The 17,509-nt window shown below is 65.8% G+C and carries 19 protein-coding genes; 5 read left to right on the plus strand and 14 right to left on the minus strand.

Annotation, left to right across the window (positions count from 1 at the left end; all coding sequences use genetic code 11):
* Nucleotides 1–52 precede the first annotated feature (52 nt).
* Entirely contained in the window at nt 53–1,036 is a 984-nt protein-coding gene (ybiB, locus tag ASF61_RS16015) for a DNA-binding protein YbiB (protein ID WP_373994553.1), read from the minus strand.
* Nucleotides 1,037–1,136: 100 nt separating this feature from the next.
* On the opposite strand from ybiB, the gene ASF61_RS16020 reads away from it, so the two are divergent.
* Together ASF61_RS16020 and tsaD are read left to right on the plus strand one after the other, a co-directional pair.
* A complete protein-coding gene (locus ASF61_RS16020) occupies nt 1,137–2,195 on the plus strand; it encodes a 3-deoxy-7-phosphoheptulonate synthase (protein WP_056157663.1) in 1,059 nt (352 codons plus the stop codon).
* A gap of 124 nt (nt 2,196–2,319) precedes the next feature.
* Nucleotides 2,320–3,360 carry a tRNA (adenosine(37)-N6)-threonylcarbamoyltransferase complex transferase subunit TsaD gene (gene tsaD / locus ASF61_RS16025; protein WP_056157666.1) on the plus strand — a complete coding sequence of 347 codons (1,041 nt, stop codon included), beginning with the start codon at nt 2,320–2,322 and terminating at the stop codon, nt 3,358–3,360.
* Nucleotides 3,361–3,381: 21 nt separating this feature from the next.
* On the opposite strand, the gene ASF61_RS16030 is transcribed toward tsaD, so the two are convergent.
* The 7 genes from ASF61_RS16030 to ybaK form a co-directional block, all read right to left on the minus strand.
* On the minus strand, nt 3,382–3,570 hold the full coding sequence (locus tag ASF61_RS16030) for a hypothetical protein (protein ID WP_056157669.1): 189 nt from the start codon (nt 3,568–3,570) through the stop codon (nt 3,382–3,384).
* 163 nt (nt 3,571–3,733) lie between these two features.
* Nucleotides 3,734–4,978, minus strand: a complete 1,245-nt coding sequence (locus ASF61_RS16035; protein ID WP_056157672.1) for a metal-dependent hydrolase — start codon at nt 4,976–4,978, stop codon at nt 3,734–3,736.
* A gap of 28 nt (nt 4,979–5,006) precedes the next feature.
* Complete coding sequence (locus ASF61_RS16040; RefSeq protein ID WP_056157675.1) at nt 5,007–5,297, minus strand: DUF427 domain-containing protein; 291 nt, start codon at nt 5,295–5,297, stop codon at nt 5,007–5,009.
* A gap of 11 nt (nt 5,298–5,308) precedes the next feature.
* Complete coding sequence (locus tag ASF61_RS16045; protein ID WP_056157680.1) at nt 5,309–6,373, minus strand: sensor domain-containing diguanylate cyclase; 1,065 nt, start codon at nt 6,371–6,373, stop codon at nt 5,309–5,311.
* A gap of 88 nt (nt 6,374–6,461) precedes the next feature.
* Complete coding sequence (locus tag ASF61_RS16050) at nt 6,462–7,109, minus strand: DsbA family oxidoreductase (RefSeq protein WP_056157683.1); 648 nt, start codon at nt 7,107–7,109, stop codon at nt 6,462–6,464.
* A 91-nt stretch (nt 7,110–7,200) separates the two neighbouring features.
* Complete coding sequence (plsY, locus tag ASF61_RS16055) at nt 7,201–7,827, minus strand: glycerol-3-phosphate 1-O-acyltransferase PlsY (protein WP_056157686.1); 627 nt, start codon at nt 7,825–7,827, stop codon at nt 7,201–7,203.
* 56 nt (nt 7,828–7,883) lie between these two features.
* Nucleotides 7,884–8,375, minus strand: a complete 492-nt coding sequence (gene ybaK, locus ASF61_RS16060) for a Cys-tRNA(Pro) deacylase (protein ID WP_056157689.1) — start codon at nt 8,373–8,375, stop codon at nt 7,884–7,886.
* Between the two features lie 56 nt (nt 8,376–8,431).
* On the opposite strand from ybaK, the gene ASF61_RS16065 reads away from it, so the two are divergent.
* Complete coding sequence (locus tag ASF61_RS16065; RefSeq protein WP_056157692.1) at nt 8,432–9,490, plus strand: endonuclease/exonuclease/phosphatase family protein; 1,059 nt, start codon at nt 8,432–8,434, stop codon at nt 9,488–9,490.
* On the opposite strand, the gene ASF61_RS16070 is transcribed toward ASF61_RS16065, so the two are convergent.
* From ASF61_RS16070 to ASF61_RS16090, 5 genes are all read right to left on the minus strand, one after another.
* Nucleotides 9,487–9,915 carry a PAS domain-containing protein gene (locus tag ASF61_RS16070; protein ID WP_056157693.1) on the minus strand — a complete coding sequence of 143 codons (429 nt, stop codon included), beginning with the start codon at nt 9,913–9,915 and terminating at the stop codon, nt 9,487–9,489. The genes ASF61_RS16065 and ASF61_RS16070 overlap by 4 nt on opposite strands.
* Nucleotides 9,916–10,384: 469 nt before the next feature.
* Nucleotides 10,385–10,567: a hypothetical protein gene (locus tag ASF61_RS16075; RefSeq protein ID WP_056157698.1), complete on the minus strand. Its 183-nt coding sequence runs from the start codon at nt 10,565–10,567 to the stop codon at nt 10,385–10,387.
* A gap of 64 nt (nt 10,568–10,631) precedes the next feature.
* Nucleotides 10,632–11,537 (minus strand): site-specific tyrosine recombinase XerD, encoded by a 906-nt coding sequence (gene xerD / locus ASF61_RS16080; RefSeq protein WP_056157701.1) that lies wholly within the window; start codon nt 11,535–11,537, stop codon nt 10,632–10,634.
* A complete protein-coding gene (locus tag ASF61_RS16085) occupies nt 11,513–12,019 on the minus strand; it encodes a methylated-DNA--[protein]-cysteine S-methyltransferase (protein WP_056157704.1) in 507 nt (168 codons plus the stop codon). Before ASF61_RS16085 ends, xerD begins: the two co-directional genes overlap by 25 nt.
* A 544-nt stretch (nt 12,020–12,563) precedes the next feature.
* Nucleotides 12,564–13,604 carry a TRAP transporter substrate-binding protein gene (locus ASF61_RS16090; protein ID WP_056157705.1) on the minus strand — a complete coding sequence of 347 codons (1,041 nt, stop codon included), beginning with the start codon at nt 13,602–13,604 and terminating at the stop codon, nt 12,564–12,566.
* Nucleotides 13,605–13,712: 108 nt separating this feature from the next.
* Here ASF61_RS16090 and ASF61_RS16095 point away from each other — a divergent pair, with 108 nt between their 5' ends.
* Both ASF61_RS16095 and ASF61_RS16100 read left to right on the plus strand, forming a co-directional pair.
* The gene (locus ASF61_RS16095) at nt 13,713–15,749 is read left to right on the plus strand and encodes a PAS domain-containing sensor histidine kinase (RefSeq protein ID WP_229205881.1); all 2,037 of its coding nucleotides are present in this window, start codon (nt 13,713–13,715) and stop codon (nt 15,747–15,749) included.
* A gap of 4 nt (nt 15,750–15,753) precedes the next feature.
* Nucleotides 15,754–16,341, plus strand: a complete 588-nt coding sequence (locus ASF61_RS16100) for a response regulator transcription factor (RefSeq protein ID WP_056157710.1) — start codon at nt 15,754–15,756, stop codon at nt 16,339–16,341.
* Here ASF61_RS16100 and queG read toward each other — a convergent pair.
* The gene (gene queG / locus ASF61_RS16105) at nt 16,334–17,437 is read right to left on the minus strand and encodes a tRNA epoxyqueuosine(34) reductase QueG (protein ID WP_056157713.1); all 1,104 of its coding nucleotides are present in this window, start codon (nt 17,435–17,437) and stop codon (nt 16,334–16,336) included. The two genes, ASF61_RS16100 and queG, sit on opposite strands and share 8 nt — an antisense overlap.
* Nucleotides 17,438–17,509 lie beyond the last annotated feature (72 nt).

The following is a 17,509-nucleotide window of genomic DNA, read 5'->3' on the forward strand; positions in this document are numbered from 1 at the left end:
TAGGTTACGCTGCCGGCATCCCCGGCCAGGGGGCGGGATTGTACAGCAAGCCTTACTCGATCGGCTCGCTCACCCGCTGGCGCGACTGCAGCGTGCGCGACACCAGCAGGCATTGCGCCACCTGCTCGGCGATCGGCGGCGGCACCGGGACGGCGCCGTCCAGCACCGAACGGATCCAGGCGGCGGTGGTGGCGGCATCCTTTTCCTCTGGCAGCAGCGGCAGTTCGATCACCTGCGTCTGCCGCGGCACCAGCGTGGTGCGCAGGCCGCCGTGAAACCAGTCGATCTGCTGCGCCTTGTTGGCGTTGGCCACGGTCTCGCCTTCCGTACCGCGCATCAGGAACGCATCGCCGCGCTCGTGCAGGGCCGAGGTGGTGAAATATTCGCCCAGCATTTCCAGGTATTCGGGGTGCGTGTACGACACCAGCCGCAAGGCCGGCCCCGCAAACGGCTGCATGATCTTGACCAGCGTGTGGGTCGAGTTGCGCACCCCGAGCCGGCGCCGCAGCGACAGCTGGTAGGCCAGCTTGGGCGCCAGCGCATCGATGGTGATGAAGCCGACATGCCCCTGGGCCATCGCTTCCTCGGCTTCGGCGCGGTGGCGCGCCGGCGCGAGGTCGAGTGCGGCAAAGATCTCGGCCGAGGTCACCCGGCCCGGATCGGTCGCCACGCCGTGTACCAGCACCGGCACGCCTTCGCGCGCCAGCAGCATGGCCAGCAGCGGCGTCAGGTTGGCCATCTTGCGTGCGCCGTTATAGCTCGGAATGCAGACCGGGGCATACTGGCCCGGTGGCGCCGTCAACGGTTCGAACGAGGCTTCGGCAGCGTCGAGGAAACCGGCGATTTCATCGATCGATTCGCCCTTGATGCGCATCGCCAGCAGGATGCCGCCCAGCTCGAGGTCCGACACGCGGCCGTCGAGCATGGCCTGGTACAGATCGTGGGCATCGTCGCGCGACATGCTGCGCGCACCGTTTTTGCCGCGGCCGATCTCCTTGATCAGTCGCGCGGCCAGGAATGGTTCGGAAGTCGTCATAAGCATCTGCGTACGGCGGCGAAAAACCCTGCCGGCGAGGTCGGTATTGTTTAATTAGGCTACACTATACCTCCCCCGAATTAAGTTCACGCAAAAAGCCATGATTTCCCCAGATATCGAAAATATCAACGTTACCTCGTTTGCACCGATGCCGTCGCCGGAAGTCCTGCACAGCAAGCTGCCGCTGACCGACGCCGCGTCCGACACCGTCATGAAGGGTCGCGAAGCGCTGCGCAACATCATCGACCGCAAAGACAAACGCCTGTTCGTGGTGGTCGGCCCGTGCTCGATCCACGACCCGGTCGCCGGTCTCGACTATGCACGGCGCCTGAAGGCGCTGCAGGCGGAAGTGGCCGACACCATGCTGCTGGTAATGCGTGTGTATTTCGAAAAGCCGCGCACCACCACCGGCTGGAAGGGGTATATCAACGACCCCGACATGGACGATTCGTTCCGCGTGAACGTGGGGATGGAAAAGGCGCGCCAGTTCCTGCTCGACGTGTGCGAACTGGGCCTGCCCACCGCCACCGAAGCGCTGGACCCGATTTCGCCCCAATACCTGGGCGACCTGATCGCCTGGACCGCCATCGGCGCGCGCACGACCGAGTCGCAGACCCACCGCGAAATGTCGTCGGGCCTGTCCACGCCGGTCGGCTTCAAGAACGGCACCGACGGCGACATCAGCATCGCCATCAACGCCATCCTCTCTTCGGCGCACCCGCACTCGTTCCTCGGCATCAATGCCCAGGGCAATGTGGCGATCGTGCGCACGCGCGGCAATGCCTACGGCCACGTGGTGCTGCGCGGCGGCGACGGCCGTCCGAACTACGATTCGGTATCGATCGCGATTGCCGAGCAGTCGCTGGCCAAGGCCAAGCTGCCGGCCAACCTGGTGGTCGACTGCTCGCACGCCAACAGCTACAAGAAACCGGAACTGCAGCCGCTGGTGATGGCCGATGTCATCCACCAGATCGTGCAGGGCAACCAATCGCTGGTGGGCGTGATGATCGAATCGAATATCGTCGGCGGCAACCAGAAGATTCCGGCCGACCTCAGCCAGCTGACCTATGGCTGCTCGGTCACCGATGGCTGCATCGACTGGGACACTACGGCCGCCATGCTGCGCGACGCGCACCGGCATTTGCTGCAGCGTCCCTGATCGCTGCCCCGCCCTGGCCGGCGTCCGCTAACCGGGCGTTCCTCTCCGGGCGCTCCTGGCCGCCAGGGCCGACCGCGCTTTCCATTACAATGACGGCCTTTCCCTTTTACTGTGCAGCCCTTCCATGATTGTTCTCGGCGTTGAATCCTCCTGTGACGAAACCGGCCTGGCGCTTTACGACACCGAGCGCGGCCTGCTGTCGCACGCCCTGTATTCGCAGGTGGCCATGCACGAGGAATACGGCGGCGTGGTACCCGAGCTGGCCTCGCGCGACCATATCCGGCGCGCCATCCCGCTGCTGACCCAAACCCTGGAAGGCGCCGGCAAGTCGCTGGCCGACATCGACGCCATCGCCTACACCCAGGGCCCGGGCCTGGCCGGCGCGCTGCTGGTCGGCTCGTCCGTGGCCTGCAGCCTGGGGCTGGCGCTGGACCGCCCGGTGCTGGGCGTGCACCACCTGGAAGGCCATTTGCTGTCGCCGCTGCTGGCGTCGCAACCGCCGGCGTTTCCGTTCATCGCGCTGCTGGTGTCGGGCGGCCACACGCAGCTGATGCGGGTCGATGGCGTGGGCCAGTACACCCTGCTGGGCGAGACGCTGGACGACGCCGCCGGCGAAGCGTTCGACAAGTCGGCCAAGCTGCTGGGCCTGGGCTACCCGGGCGGGCCGGCGATCTCGCGCCTGGCCGAGTTCGGCGATCCGGCAGCGTACAAGCTGCCGCGCCCGATGCTGCATACCAAGGATTTCAATTTCAGCTTTTCCGGCCTGAAGACGGCGGTGCTGACGGTGGTGAAGAACCACGAACAGCAGGTGGTGGCCAATATCTGCGAGCAGGACAAGGCCGATATCGCGCGCGGCTTCGTCGATGCCATCGTCGAGGTGCTGACGGCCAAGTGCGTGTCGGCACTGAAACACACGGGCTTGAAGCGGCTGGTGATTGCCGGCGGCGTGGGCGCCAACGCACAGTTGCGCACCTCGCTCAACGCGGCGGCCGCCAGGAAAAAGTTCAAGGTGTTTTACCCGGAACTGGAATTTTGCACCGACAACGGCGCCATGATCGCGTTTGCCGGCGCCATGCGCCTGATGATCAACCCCGACGCGGCACGGCGCGACTACAGTTTCGACGTGCGTCCGCGCTGGCCGCTCGACGATATCAAGACCGTCTGACGCCTGACGCCTGCGCCGGCATCAGTTGGAGACGAAGGCCATCGAGGCCAGCACCGCCAGCCCTACCAGCGGTATCAGGTAGCGCGCCTTGCTCTTGCCCTTGTCCAGCTCCACGCCACGGGCCGCAATGCGCTCGCTGCGCGGGCGGTGTTCGTCGGCGGTGGACTCGTGGAATTCGGGCGATTTGGCTTTGTCTTCGACGGCGTTCATAAGATTCTCCTGTTAAAGTCGATAATCTTCCTTTCTGAACGGCACTGCAATTGTCGTGCCAAGGAGAATCAGGAATAACTACTTCTGACGCACCATTCTAGGCACAAACGTGGCGGTGATACCACACGTTACGACAGGCGAGCGACCGCGCCGGCAGCGGCTACTAACGGGCGCTGCCGTGCAACAGGTCGGCGCGCGGGTAGCCCCAGCCGGGCACGCCGGTCGGACAAGGCGGCGCAGGCTCGGGCGCCAGCGGCATGGTGGTGAAGTTGCCACGCGGTGTCATGGCAAAGCGGTAGTCGGACAGGATATCGCCCTGCTGGCCCAGCGACGGCGCGCGACCGAAGCGCAGCCAGGCGTTGGCGCGGCAGTTATCGACGCTCAGCGCGCGCAAGCGGTGCAGGTCATCCTGCTCCATGCCGAACTGGACGATGCCAGGTGCCAGCGCCACCGACTGACCATGCTCGACCAGGCTGGCCGGACATGACAGCGGTGCCAGCCATTGCGGCGCCAGGCTGGCAACGCCGCGCCGCAGGCGGTAGCTGCCGGCGGCCTCGTCGTTTTCGACACTCACATAGGCCCAGCACAGCGGTTGCGACGGAAATGCCGTCATCGCCACGTCCAGCACGGTGGCAGCCGGATCGATCCGGTGCAGCGCGGTGGTGATCTGCGCCCTGCCCAGCTGCGACGCCACCCCCTGCACCGCGATGAAACCGGCCCCCACCAGCAGTCCGAGCGCCACGCCGGCGCGGCCGTCGCGCCCGGAACGCGTCTGCACGGCGCCGCACAGCACCGCCACCTTGAGCAGGATCGCCAGCGCAATCCAGCCCAGGTAACCCTTGACTGCAAACCCCACCAGCACCGCCAGCAAGGCGCCCAGCGCCAGCAAGCGGGCCGTGCGCCCGCGCAGGATCAGCGCCAGCGGCACCCCGATCGCCACCCAGAACAGCGGCTCGACGATGAACACCATGTCGCCGTACACCCAGCGCCCGTCGAACGGATACCACGGATGGACGCCGTAGGAATTGGTGAAATCCATGGCCAGGTGCAGGGCAAAGCCGACCGCGATGCTGACCGCCAGCCCCAGGCGCGCGCTCCGGCTGACCTTGAGCAGCGCCCGCGCCGACGGCCACAGCAGCCAGATCAGCGCCGCCAGCAGCAGCGCCTGCGGGATCGCCAGCAGCGCCGTATGGGTATGGCCCCGGTGGTGCAGCAGGTAACCCAGCGGCGCCGGCAACAGATTGTTCAGCACCAGGTCGAGGTCGGGGAAATTGCTGGCCAGTGCACACGCCACCAGCAGCAGCCGGTGGCGCACGCGCTGCGCGCCCTCCTGCGCTTCGCGCGGCAGGCTGCGGTGCAATAACTCGCCGGCGCCGAGGCCGATGATGCTGTGGGTGAGGTTATCCATGGACTCCGGTCAGCGCTCCAGCCGGCGCCTAGCGCTGCACCTGCACGCCGCGCCAGAAGGCGATGCGGTCGGTGATGTCCTTGGCTGCCTCGAACGGCGCCGGGTAGTACCAGGCGGCGTTTTCGCTGGTCGCGCCGCCGGCCGTCACCGTGTAGTAGCTGGCCTCGCCCTTCCAGGGGCAGTGCGAGTGATGGCTGCTCGGTTGCAAATAGGCGGGGTTGACCGCCTGGCGCGGAAAATAGACGTTGTTCTCGACGATGACGACATCATCGTCGCTCGCCTGGGCGATGACGACGCCGTTCAGGGTGGCGGTAGGCATGGCGATTCCTTTCATGGGTGACGCTCGGTGGCAGGTCCTTCGACCCGGTTGCGACCGCCGCGCTTGGCGCGGTACAGCGCGGCGTCGGCCTGGCGCAGCAGGCTTTCGGCATCGGCTGCGTCGAAATGATCGACGGTCCCCACGCCCAGGCTGGCCGTGATGGTCAGCGTGCCCGAGCCGATCTCGTGGGTCTGTGCGGCAATGCGCAATCGCAGCGACTCGGCAAAGTGCAGCGCCCCCTCGAGCGAGGTATTGGGCAGGATCAGGCACAATTCCTCGCCGCCGTAACGACCGGCGATATCGACCGCCCGCACGTGCTCGCGCACCAGCCGGCCGACGGCAGCCAGCACCCGGTCGCCGTCGGCGTGGCCGAAGTCGTCGTTGATGCGCTTGAAGTAGTCGAGATCGACCATCACCGCCGATACCGGCACGCGGAACCGGCGCGCACGCGCGATCTCGAAGCGCAGGCGGTGCAGCAGCGAGCGGCGGTTGTGCAGGCCGGTCAGCTCGTCGGTGGTGGCCAGTTGCTCGAGTTCGCGCGCGGTGGCGCTCAGCGTCTTTTCGCTGGCGCGCAGTTCGATCAGCGCCATCACCTGCCGCGCCAGCCCGACCAGCGTGGCGCGCTGTGCATCGTCGAGGCAGCCGGGCTTGGTATCGAGCACGCACAGCGTGCCGATCGCGAACCCGTCGGACGACACCAGCGCCACCCCGCTGTAGTAGCGCATGAACGGCGCCGTGACGGTCAGCGCCATGTGGGCGGTCCGCGGATCGCACGCGAGGTCGGGAATTTCCAGGTTGGCTGCGCCCAGCACGACCAGCGAACTGTAGCTGTCGTGGCGCGGCAGCTGGTCGAGCTGCATGCCGGTGGCGGCTTTCACCCACACGCGGTCGGCATCGACCAGGGACACGCAGGCATACGGCATATTGCACAGGCGCGCCGCCAGCTCGGTGAGAAAGCTGAAGTCGTCGCAGGCGGGAGAGTCGAGGATGTGGTAGCGATGCAGCGCCGCGAGACGGAAGTTGTCAGTCATCGGGCGGGCGGCGACGGGCGGCGTGACGTGTTCGGCGGCCTGCATGGATATCCTCGGGATCGGCGTAGGCGACAGTGTAAAGCAAAAACCGTACCCCGGGGATGAGACTTGCGCCGATATTAGCCGTTTGCCATCAGGTCTTGGCCATGATTTCGCGCAGCGCGCGCTCGAACACGGCAGCGGGCTGGCCGCCGGAAATCAGGTACTGCTCGTTGACGATCACGGCCGGCACCGAGTTGATGCCGTGGCGCTGGAAGAATTGCTCTCGCTCGCGCACTTCCTCCGCATACTGGTCGGACTCGAGCACCGCCAGCGCGGCGGCGCGGTCCAGGCCCACGCCGGCAGCCACGCGGGCCAGCACCTCGTGCGAGCTCGGGTCTTCGCCATCGGTAAAGTAGGCACCCAGCAGCGCCAGCTTCAGTTCGGTCTGCTTGCCTTCCAGGCCCGCCCAGTGCAGCAGACGGTGGGCGTCGAAGGTGTTATAAATGCGGCCGCGCTTGTCCATGGCGAACTCGAAGCCGACCTCGGCGCCGCGCGAGCGGATCATGGCGCGCGCCTGCTCCTGCTGCTCGGGCGACGAGCCGTATTTTTCGCTCAGGTGCTCGCCGATATCCTGGCCCTCCGGGCCCATCTTGGGATTGAGTTCGAACGGCTGAAAGTGCAGGTCGATCTGCGCGGCGTCGCCGATATTCTCGACAGCCTGCTGCAGCGACTTCAGGCCGATGGCGCACCAGGGGCAGGAGACGTCGGAAACGAAATCGATCTTGATCGGAGTGGACATGGCGTGACCTTTGCAAAACATGATTGGCTGCAGATGGGGCTGTCGTCGAAGGAATCAAGCGCCGATCTGCAATTTCTGCCATGGGCGACGATTATTTCGCCGCCTTGGCCGCAGCCTGGCTCTTGCTGCCGATCCGGCTTTCCTTGCCGCTCATCAGGTTGCCGATGTTTTTGCTGTGACGGAAGATCAGCAAGCCGCTCATGACGAACACGGCCAGCAGCTGCGGCTCCAGGCCGAACAGGAAACCATAATAAAACGGCGCGAACACGGCAGCCACCAGCGCCGCCAGCGACGAATAACGGAACGCGAACGCCACCAGCAGCCAGGTCGCCAGCGTGGCCAGGCCCAGCCACGGATCGAGGCCGAGCAGCACACCGAGCGCCGTGGCCACGCCCTTGCCGCCCACGAAGCGGAAGAACACCGGCCACAGGTGCCCCAGGAAGACCGCGATCGCCACCAGGGCGATGGTGGCGTCGCCCACTTGCAACGGCTGCTGGAAGCGGATCGCCAGCCACACGGCCAGCCAGCCCTTGGCGCCGTCGCCGAGCAGGGTCACGATGGCTGCTGCTTTGTTACCGCTACGCAATACATTGGTGGCGCCCGGATTTTTCGAGCCATAGGTGCGCGGGTCGGCGATGCCGAACAAGCGGCTGGTAATGACGGCAAACGAGATCGAGCCGATCAGGTATGCGGCCACGGTCATCCAAACTGTATTCATTGTTTCCTCTGTTGATAGCGTCCCGCCGGGGGACGCGGACTATACACCGCGCTGTGTCATTCGGCCAGTGCGCAGTGGACCGGGGTCGCCTGCAGCAGCTCGGTCAGCACCTGCGGCGCAATGCCTACCAGGTAGCCGCGCCGCCCGCCATTGATATAAATCGTTTCCAGCGCCAGGATGCTATCCTCGACATACACGGGCATGGCCTTGCGGGTGCCGAACGGCGACGTGCCGCCGATCTGGTAACCGCTGTGGCGCGTGGCCACCTCGGGCTTGCACGGTTCGACCGACTTGCAGCCGATGCCGCGCGCCAGGTTCTTGGTCGAGACCTTGCGGTCGCCGTGCATCAGCACGATCATCGGCCTGGCCGCTTCGTCCTGCATGACCAGCGTCTTGACCACGTGGTGCTCGTCCACGCCCAGTTCGCGCGACGACACGCTGGTGCCGCCATGGTCTTCGTAGTCGTACGGGTGTTCGGAGAACGGCACCTTGTGCCTGCGCAGCAGCTGGGTGGCCGGGGTCTCTGAGATGTGCTCTTTTTTAGCCATGCGTGATACGCTGTTTTTGCGTCGTTGTGTACAAGTTCGACTGGGAGTTTCTTATTATGCCGCAGGAAATCCGCTTTGCCACTTTCAACGTTTGCAATCTTTCCCGGCCCGGGGCGAAATTGTACGACAATCTGGCGCCGCTCACGGCGGACGAGTACGCGGCCAAGGTCCTGTGGACCGCGCAGCAGCTCGACCAGCTCGATGCCGATGTGATCGGCCTGCAGGAGATTTTTTCGATGGCCGCGCTGGGCGACGTGCTGGCCCACAGCCGCCGCTACCGCGACGCCACGCTGTGCGGCTTCGATCCCGCGCCCGATCCGGTCACCGGCGCGCCGCGCCTGACGCCGCAGGTGGCGCTGATCTCGCGCCTGCCGCTGGCCGGCCCCGCCACCGCCTACATGGTGTTTCCCGACGGCGCCAGCCTGCCCGACGGACACGCCGATCTCGACCGGTTTGCGCGGGCGCCGCTGCACGCCCAGGTGCTGCTGCCGGACCAGCGCATCATCGACGTGCTGGTGATCCACCTGAAATCGAAGCGGCCCGACTTTCGCCATGAAGTCCGCCACGATGGCCACGATGGTCGCGATAGTCGCGATAGTCGCGACCGCGAGGGTAGCCGCGCCAGCACGGACAACTCGCTGCTGTACGCCCAGGCCAGCCTGCGCTCGCTGATCCGGCGCGGCGCCGAGGCGGTCGCGCTGCGCGCGCTGCTGTCGGCCATGGACCGCAACGGCCGCCGGCCGCGCATCATCCTCGGCGACTTCAACGACACCATCGACGCCGTCACCACCACCATCGTGATGGGGTCCGGCTGCACCGGCGTGGCCGGCGAGGAACTGGGCGGAAGGCTGTTCGACAGCAACCAGATCCAGCTCGGGCGCGACCGCCTGCGCCATGTCGGCTACACCCATATCCACGAAGGCCATTACACCACCATCGACCACGTGCTGGTGTCGGAAGAATTCAACCCAGCGTCACCGAACGCGGTGGGCGAGGTGCTCGATGTGACCTACCTGAACGACCACCTGCTGCAGGACAAGCCGGAAGCCTCGGACCACGGGCAGGTGCTGGCGCGCTTGCGGCTGTATCCGGTCGGGGAGACGGCTGCCGCCTAACCGGGCATGGCGCTGCGCGCCGCGATGGTGGCCATCAGCGCCAGGTAGATCGCCACCTGCTCGTCGTGGCGCGCGGTGATCTCGCGCATGGCTGCGCACAGCAGGTGCCGGCCCTCGTGCGGCACGCGCGTCAACAGCACATCGATCCAGAACTGGCGGCCGGTGCGGCCCACGCAGCGCCAGTCGAAGCGCTGGTTGCCGAGCTGGCGCGCGCGCCACGCCAGGGCGGCCAGCGTGGGCGCCGACAGCACGCCGCGCACCTGCTGCAGCGGTGAAAAATCGGCGAGGCGGTAACCGAGCATGTGGTCCGGCGCGCCGCAGCCGAACATGCGCAGCGCGCCCGGATTGACGTCGACGAAGCGGTCGCCGTCGATCACGGCCAGCGCGTCGCTGGTGTGCTGGAACAGCGCCAGATCCGGCCACATGGGTCACCTTTCGAAAGCCACCCTGCCGGGCGTACGCCATTCTTGCGTTACCTCAAACTGCCGGGTTTGACCTGCCTCAATCGTGCCAGGGCGCCCGGCGGCGGCCCGTCAGTTGGTCGATGGAAAGCATGGCGCGGTGCAAGGCCTTGCGGGCGCCGCGCCGTTCAGGTGCGGCAATGGTCGTTGCGACGCGGTGGCGATGCTTTGCGGTGCGGACCCGGACGCGGAAAAGTTGCTACCAGTTTAGGAATCCCCGCCGGTTCAAGGGGTCGCTGCCGGCTCACAGGTCGCCGCCGGTGTTGGGATCGCCCCGGTTCTGGGGTCCCCGCCGGTGTTGGGACCGGGACCGGTGTGGGCCCCGCTCACGGTGTCAACGACGGCGCAGCCGCCGGTTTCAGGTCCATGCTGGTACCGATGCTGCCGGTGTGAGCATCGGTACCGCCCTCGGTTTGTGCGCCGGCTGCCGGTATCAGGCGCCGGTGCCGCTGTCGGCGTCGTGCGCCGCCTCGCCGCCGTCCTCGCCCCCTGCTTCGCTTGCGCCATCCTGGCCGGCGTTCTTCAGCTCGGCCTTGCGGCGCGCCTTTTCATCGGCCTTCTTTTTCTTTTCCAGTTCCCGCTGGCGCTTTTCGTATGCGAAGTTTGTCTTTGCCATTTGCTACCTCTGCTGGTGATTGGACTGAGCACATTATGACGCACTGGCGCCGAACGCAAGTAATTCAACCGCGAGGATGATGCGCCGCATGCAGCACCTTGAGCCGCTCACGGGCAACGTGGGTATAGATCTGTGTGGTGGAAATGTCTGAATGGCCGAGCAACAGCTGCACCACGCGCAGGTCGGCGCCGTGGTTGAGCAGGTGGGTGGCAAATGCGTGACGCAAGGTGTGCGGCGACAGCGGCACGGTGATGCCCGCCCTGAGCGCATGCTTCTTGATCAATACCCAGAACATCTGCCGCGTCATGGCGCCACCGCGCCCGGTGACGAACAGCGCGTCGTCGACCTGGCCGTTGAGGATCACGCCGCGCGCCTCCTGCACGTAGCGTTCGATCCAGACGCGCGCCTGCTGGCCGAACGGCACCAGCCGCGTCTTGGCGCCTTTGCCGGTGATGCGCAGCACGCCGTCGTTCATGCCCAGCTCGAGCATTTTCAGGTCGACCAGCTCGGACACGCGCAGGCCGCTTGCATACATCAGTTCCAGCATGGTGCGGTCGCGCAGGCCCAGCGGCGTGGTCAGGTCGGGCGCCTCGAGCAGCGCCTCCACTTGAATTTCGCTCAAGGTGTGGACGAAGCGTTGCGGCTGCTTGGCGGACGCCAGCTGGAGGCTGGGGTCGTCGGTCAGGCGGCGCCGCTGCACCAGCATCTGGTAAAACCGCTTGATTACCGACAGCCGGCGGTTCGACGATGTCGCCTTGCCGCTGTCGGCATGGCGCGCCGCCAGATACGCCGCGATATCGTAGCTGGCCACCGCCAGCAGGCCGGCCACGCCGGGACGCTGCGTCTGCAGCCAGGTGGCAAACAGGCGCAGGTCGCGGCGGTAGGCGTCGAGCGTGTTCTTCGACAACCCGTCCTCGAGCCACAGCGTGTCGCAGAACTCGTCGATCAGATCAGCGTTGTCTGTTGCCATGCGTATTCACTCGATCCTTCATGGGCCAGCAGCCAGCGCTTGATGCCGAGCAGGTAGCCATTCGGGTCGTCGCTGTTGGAAAAGCCGCCCAGGCCGCTGGCGGCAGTCACGCGGTGGCACGGTGTCACCACCGGAAACCAGTTGGCGCCGCAGGCTTGGCCCACCGCACGCGGCGCCGAGCCGACGTGTTTGGCCAGCTCGCCATAGGTGCGCATGCTGCCGGCGGGAATGGACCGGATCGCCTCCCACACCTTGCGCTGGAAGTCGGTACCTGCCGGGCGCAGCGGCAGGTCGAAGACAAACGACGGATCCTCGCAGTAACGCTGCAACTGCTCGGCCGCCAGGCGGCCGGGGGCATCGGTCGGCGCCTTTGCCTCAACATGGGGCGGCAGGTAGCACAGCTCGGTGATCTGCTCCGCGACGGTGCGCAGGCCCAGTTTGCCGAATGGCAGCGCCAGCACGGCAGAAAAATTTTCATGCAATTGTGGTATTTTCGTCACAGTTTTCTTTTCCGTATGCACCAAAAAGGGTCGCTCAACATGGTGTTCATGCACCATGATGTTGCGCATTTGCTACAGCAACGACGAGCCCACCCGGCATTGTAAAGGGCGCAGGCGAAAAAAAACGCACCCGAAGGTGCGTTTTCAAATCCTGCTTCACGTTTCCGGTCATTTACCCGCCTGATGGTCTGCGCAGTGCCACGCTGGTGGCGGCTTGCAGAGGCTAAGCAACGACATTCTGTAAAACGTGTGTCTCCTCAATCTATCGCCGGTTTTCGATCACCGATTCTATCTACACTCCCCACTGACTATTCGGGGCTCTGGTGCAAGGTTTGCATAAACTTATGCGCAATCCCTGAGAGCGGAGCCATCATAACGTATCTTTATCTCCGCAATACAGTTTTTTTATGGCAACCTCGCGCCGATAGTTCAAGAGTAAAGTGAATTCCCTGAAGAGTGACTAATTTTATGGTATGCATTTGATATAGCTCAAATGTGCCAATTTTTTTGACTGAACCGCAACAATCTAGCGTCTGGCGGCAGTGGGCGCCTGGGCGGCCGCTTCGCGCGCAGCTTCCCGGTTGATCGACAAAATCAGGTCCTTGCCGATGCGCGTCTGCATGGCCCGCTGCACCGGCACCATGGCGGCGCGCCACTCGGCCTGTTCCTGCGGCGTCAGCGTGATCACTTCGGTCTTGCCGGTCTTGCGGATTGCTGCCAGGGCAGCGTCGTTGTCGCGCTGGGCGATGGTCTTTTCGTACACGGTCGCTTCCTGCATGGCGCCGTCGAGCGCGCGGCGTATATCGGTGGGCAAGCCGTCCCAGAATTTCTTGTTGACGATGACCGCATAGCCCAAGTAGCCGTGATTCGAAACGGTCACGTACTTCTGCACCTCGTTCATCTTCTGGGTGTACAGGTTCGACGGCGTATTTTCCGTGCCCTCCACCACGCCGGTCTGCAGCGCCTGGTACACATCGGAAAACGCCAGCACCTGCGGGCTGGCGCCGAGCGCGCGCATCTGGGCGTCGAGCACGTTGGACGACTGTATGCGCATGCGCAGATCCTTGAAATCGGCCGGCCGGCGCAGCGGCTTGTTGGCCGACATGACCTTGAAGCCGTTGTCCCAGAACGCCAACCCGGTGATCCCTTTCGATTCGAGCTTTTTCAGCAGGCTGCGGCCGATCGGGCCTTCGGTCACGCTGTTGAGCATGGCCTTGGACGGGAAGATGTACGGCAGGTCGAACGCCTCGAATTCCTTCACGCCCAGCGGACCGAACTTGGCCAGCGACGGCGCCAGCATCTGCACCGCACCGAGCTGCAGCGCTTCGAGCTCTTCTTTATCCTTGTACAGCTGGCTGTTCGGATACACTTCGACCTTGACCCGGCCGCCAGTAGCGCGTTCGGCCAGCAGCTTGAAGCGCAGCGCTGCCTGCCCCTTCGGCGTTTCGGGCGCCACCACGTGGCTGAACTTGATGACGATGGGAGCCTGGGCAGCTGCATTCGGACCCAGCGCTGCGCTGAATGCAACAGCGGCGGACACGACCACCAGGACGCGGCGCAAATTCATGGTTTCTCCAGAGAATAACGATACACTTGCGCGTTAGTGTGACCGATTCCCGGGGACAAAGCTAATTTTTGCCATTTTATTCAGACCCCGCCACCCTCACCGAATTTCATGAACGCAGTCCCCCCCACCACGGCCTCCCCGTTCGCAGTGCCCCGCTCGCAACGGAGCACCACGCTGCGCTGGCTGCTGCCGATCCTGCTGGTGCTGTTCTTCCTGGCGATCCTGCTGTGGCTGCCATGGCAGGCGCGCCAGATGGAGAGCAACGAACGGCAGGAACAGCTGATTGCCGACACCCTGTGGGTGGAACAGACGATCCGCTTCCAGATGGCGCGCGACGAGGAAAGCCTGCGCCAGTTGGCGCAGGAAATCACCGGCGCGCGCGTGCAGCACGACCAGCTGCACGACCGGCTGACGCGCATCCTGAAAAACGGCAACGAGCTGCTGCGCGTATTCTGGCTGCGCCCGGACGGCCACCTGCTGGCCACCAGCGACGCCCAGCCGGCCGCCGTGCCGCTGTCGCCGGCCTCGCAGGCGACCATGGAACTGACGCGCAAGACCCGCAGCGCCATGTACACCCAGCCCGAAGCGCGTCCCGGCGACCCCACCGCCGATCCCACCGAGGTGCTGATGGACTACCACGTGCCGCTGTACCGCGGCAGCGAGTACCTGGGCGACCTGGTGGCCACCTACCGCACCAGCGCCCTGCTCGACGAAATGGTGCCGTGGTGGTTCGCGCAGGACAACCAGGTGACGCTGGTGGACCGCGACGACAAGATGCTGGCGCGGCGCGCGGCGGCCGGGCCCGGCCACGGCGTGTACACCCACAAGCGCGCGCTCGACCTGCCCGGCGCCTCGGTGCGGCTGGTGACCGACAGCGTCAAAAGCGCACCGAAGCTGCTGCCCAACCTGCTGGTCGGCTCGGTGGTGGTGCTGTCGCTCGGCCTGCTCTGGAGTCTGGTGGCGTTGTGGGGCCATATCTCGAAACGGCTGGCGGCCGAAGGCGCGCTGCGCCAGCAGGTGTCGTTCCGCACGGCGATGGAAAACTCGCTGGTGACAGGCCTGCGCGCGCGCGACCTCGAAGGACGGATCACCTATGTCAATCCGGCGTTCTGCGAGATGGTCGGCTATCCGGCCGAACAGATCGTGGGCCGGCTGCCGCCCATGCCGTACTGGGCGCCGGAGGCGCTGGAGGAATACCAGAGCCGCTTTGCCTCGGTCCTGGCCGGCAAGGCCACGCCGCAGTTCGAGACCATCTTCCAGCGCCCCAGCGGCGAGCAGGTGCCGGTGCTGGTGTTCGAGGCGCCGCTGGTGGACAACCTGGGCCGGCAAACCGGCTGGATGGGCTCCATCCTCGACATCTCGGACCGCAAGCGGGTCGAAGAACTGAATCGCCAGCAGGAAGAAAAACTGCAGTCGAGCGCGCGGCTGGCGACCATGGGCGAACTGGCGTCGATGCTGGCGCACGAACTCAATCAGCCGCTGGCCGCCATTTCCAGCTACACCACGGGCGCCCTGAATGTGCTGGCGCGGGCCGCCGGCGAGGGCAAGCCGGTCGACGGCGCCTTGCTGAAACCGGCGCTGGAGCAGGCCAGCGCCCAGGCCCAGCGCGCCGGCCAGATCATCCGCAGCGTGCACGGTTTCGTCAAAAAACGCGCGCCGCAGCGCCAGGCCGTGGCGCTGCCCGCACTGCTCGACGGCATCCGCACCCTGATCGAGTTGCAGGCGCGCCAGCGCCATGTCACGTTCCAGACCGAGCTGCCGCCCGGCCTGCCGCCGGTGCTGGCCGACCACGTGATGATCGAGCAGGTGCTGCTCAACCTCACCCGCAACGCCATCGACGCCATGCAGGACGCCGCGCCGCACCAGCGCGTGCTGATCCTGAAAGCCTCGTACGATGCGCCGGCCAACCAGGTCAGCGTGGCCGTGATCGACCACGGGCACGGTATTGCGGACGACGTGGCGCAGCGTCTGTTCTCGCCGTTTTTCTCGACCAAGTCCGAAGGCATGGGCATGGGGCTCAACATCTGCCGCACTGCGATAGAATTCCATGGCGGCGCGCTCACTTACAGCCCCAATCCGCAGGGCGGCACCATATTCACATTCGTATTGCCGGCAGCGCCGGCGGCGGCGACACAGGAGACTTGAACACATGCTGCATATCGTCGATGACGAAGCGGTCGTACGCGACGCGCTGACCTGGCTGGCCACCTCACGCGGCATCGCCGCGCGCGCCTACGAGGGCGCCCTGCAATTCCTGCAGCAGGTCGACAGCGGCGATTTCGATCCCGACGGCGACTGCGTGCTGCTCGACGTGCGCATGCCCGACATGAACGGCGTGGCCGCCTTCGACCACCTGGCCGCGCGCCAGCTGACCCAGCGCATGCCGGTGATCTTCCTCACCGGCCACGGCGACGTGCCGATGGCGGTCGATACGCTCAAACGCGGCGCCTTCGACTTTTTCGAAAAACCGTTCAACGACAACGAGCTGATGGACCGGGTGCAGGAAGGCCTGGCCAACTCGCGCCAGGCCGGCGCCATGGCGGCCGTGCATGCGCGCCTGGCCACGCTGTCCACGCGCGAGCGCGAGGTGCTGGACCTGATTTTGGCCGGCAAGATGAACAAGGTGGTGGCCGACGAACTGGGCATCAGCATGCGCACGGTGGAAGTGCACCGCGCGCACATCTTCGACAAGATGCAGGTCAAGACCGCCGTCGAGCTGGCAGGTCTGCTCAAATAGCGGCGTCGCCGGCGTGGCAGGCCAGCGCCCAGGCCACGTGTTCGCGCACCAGCGGCGACGGATCGTCCAGCCGCGCCTGCAGCGCCGCCACGATGGCCGCGTCGCCGCGGGCGCCGGCCGCCGCCGCGTTACCGAGGCCCACGGCCAGGTTGCGCAGCCAGCGCTCGTGGCCGATGCGGCGGATCGGACTGCCTTCCATCTTGCGGTTGAACTCCTCGGCGCTCCAGCCGAACAGCGCGATCATCGACGCGTCGCCCAGGCCGTGGCGCTGGTCGAAGTCGGGCAGCACCGCGCGCTCGGCGAACTTGTTCCACGGGCAGGCCGTCTGGCAGTCGTCGCAGCCGTACACGCGGTTGCCGATCAGTGGGCGCAGCGCCGGCGGGATGGCGTTTTTCAGTTCGATGGTCAGATACGAGATGCAGCGCCGCGCATCGAGCCGGCCCGGTCCCAGGATCGCTTGCGTGGGACAGGTCGTGATGCAGGCGCTGCACTGGCCGCAGTGGCCGCTGGTGGGCGCATCGACCGGCAACGCCAGGTCGACCAGGAACTCGCCCATGAAAAACATCGAGCCGGCCGTGCGGCTCAGAAGCAGCGTGTGCTTGCCGCGCCAGCCCAGGCCCGCCTTTTCGGCCAGCGGCAATTCCATCAGCGGCGCCGAATCGGTAAATACCCGGTAGCCGAAGTCGCCGATCTCGGCTTTCACCCTGTCGGCCAGCTGCTGCAGGCGCGCGCGCAGCACCTTGTGATAATCGCGTCCGCGCGCATACACCGAGATCACGGCCGCGCCGGGGTCGCGCAGGCGCTGCGCTTCGCGTGCGCGCCAGTCGGGCGGCGTGTCCCGGGGCAGGTAGTTCATGCGCGCGCTGATCACCCGCACCGTGCCCGGCACCAGCTCGGCCGGGCGCGCGCGCAGCATGCCGTGGCTGGCCATGTAGTCCATTTCGCCGTGCATGCCGGCGTCCAGCCACGCCTGCAGGCCCGGCTCCGCGTGGGACAGGTCGATGTCGGTGATGCGGATCTCGGCAAAGCCCAGCTCCACGCCCCAGCGCTTGATGCGCTGCGCCAGTTGCGCTAAATCGGATTCGGACAGGGACATCGGCTCGGGCTATAGTGGATACAATCGGTGACGCTGGCGGTTACAATGGCTGGTGCCAGACCCGCCGCCGGG

Origin of the sequence: Duganella sp. Leaf126 (assembly GCF_001423125.1) — a bacterium.
Classification (GTDB): domain Bacteria; phylum Pseudomonadota; class Gammaproteobacteria; order Burkholderiales; family Burkholderiaceae_D; genus Rugamonas.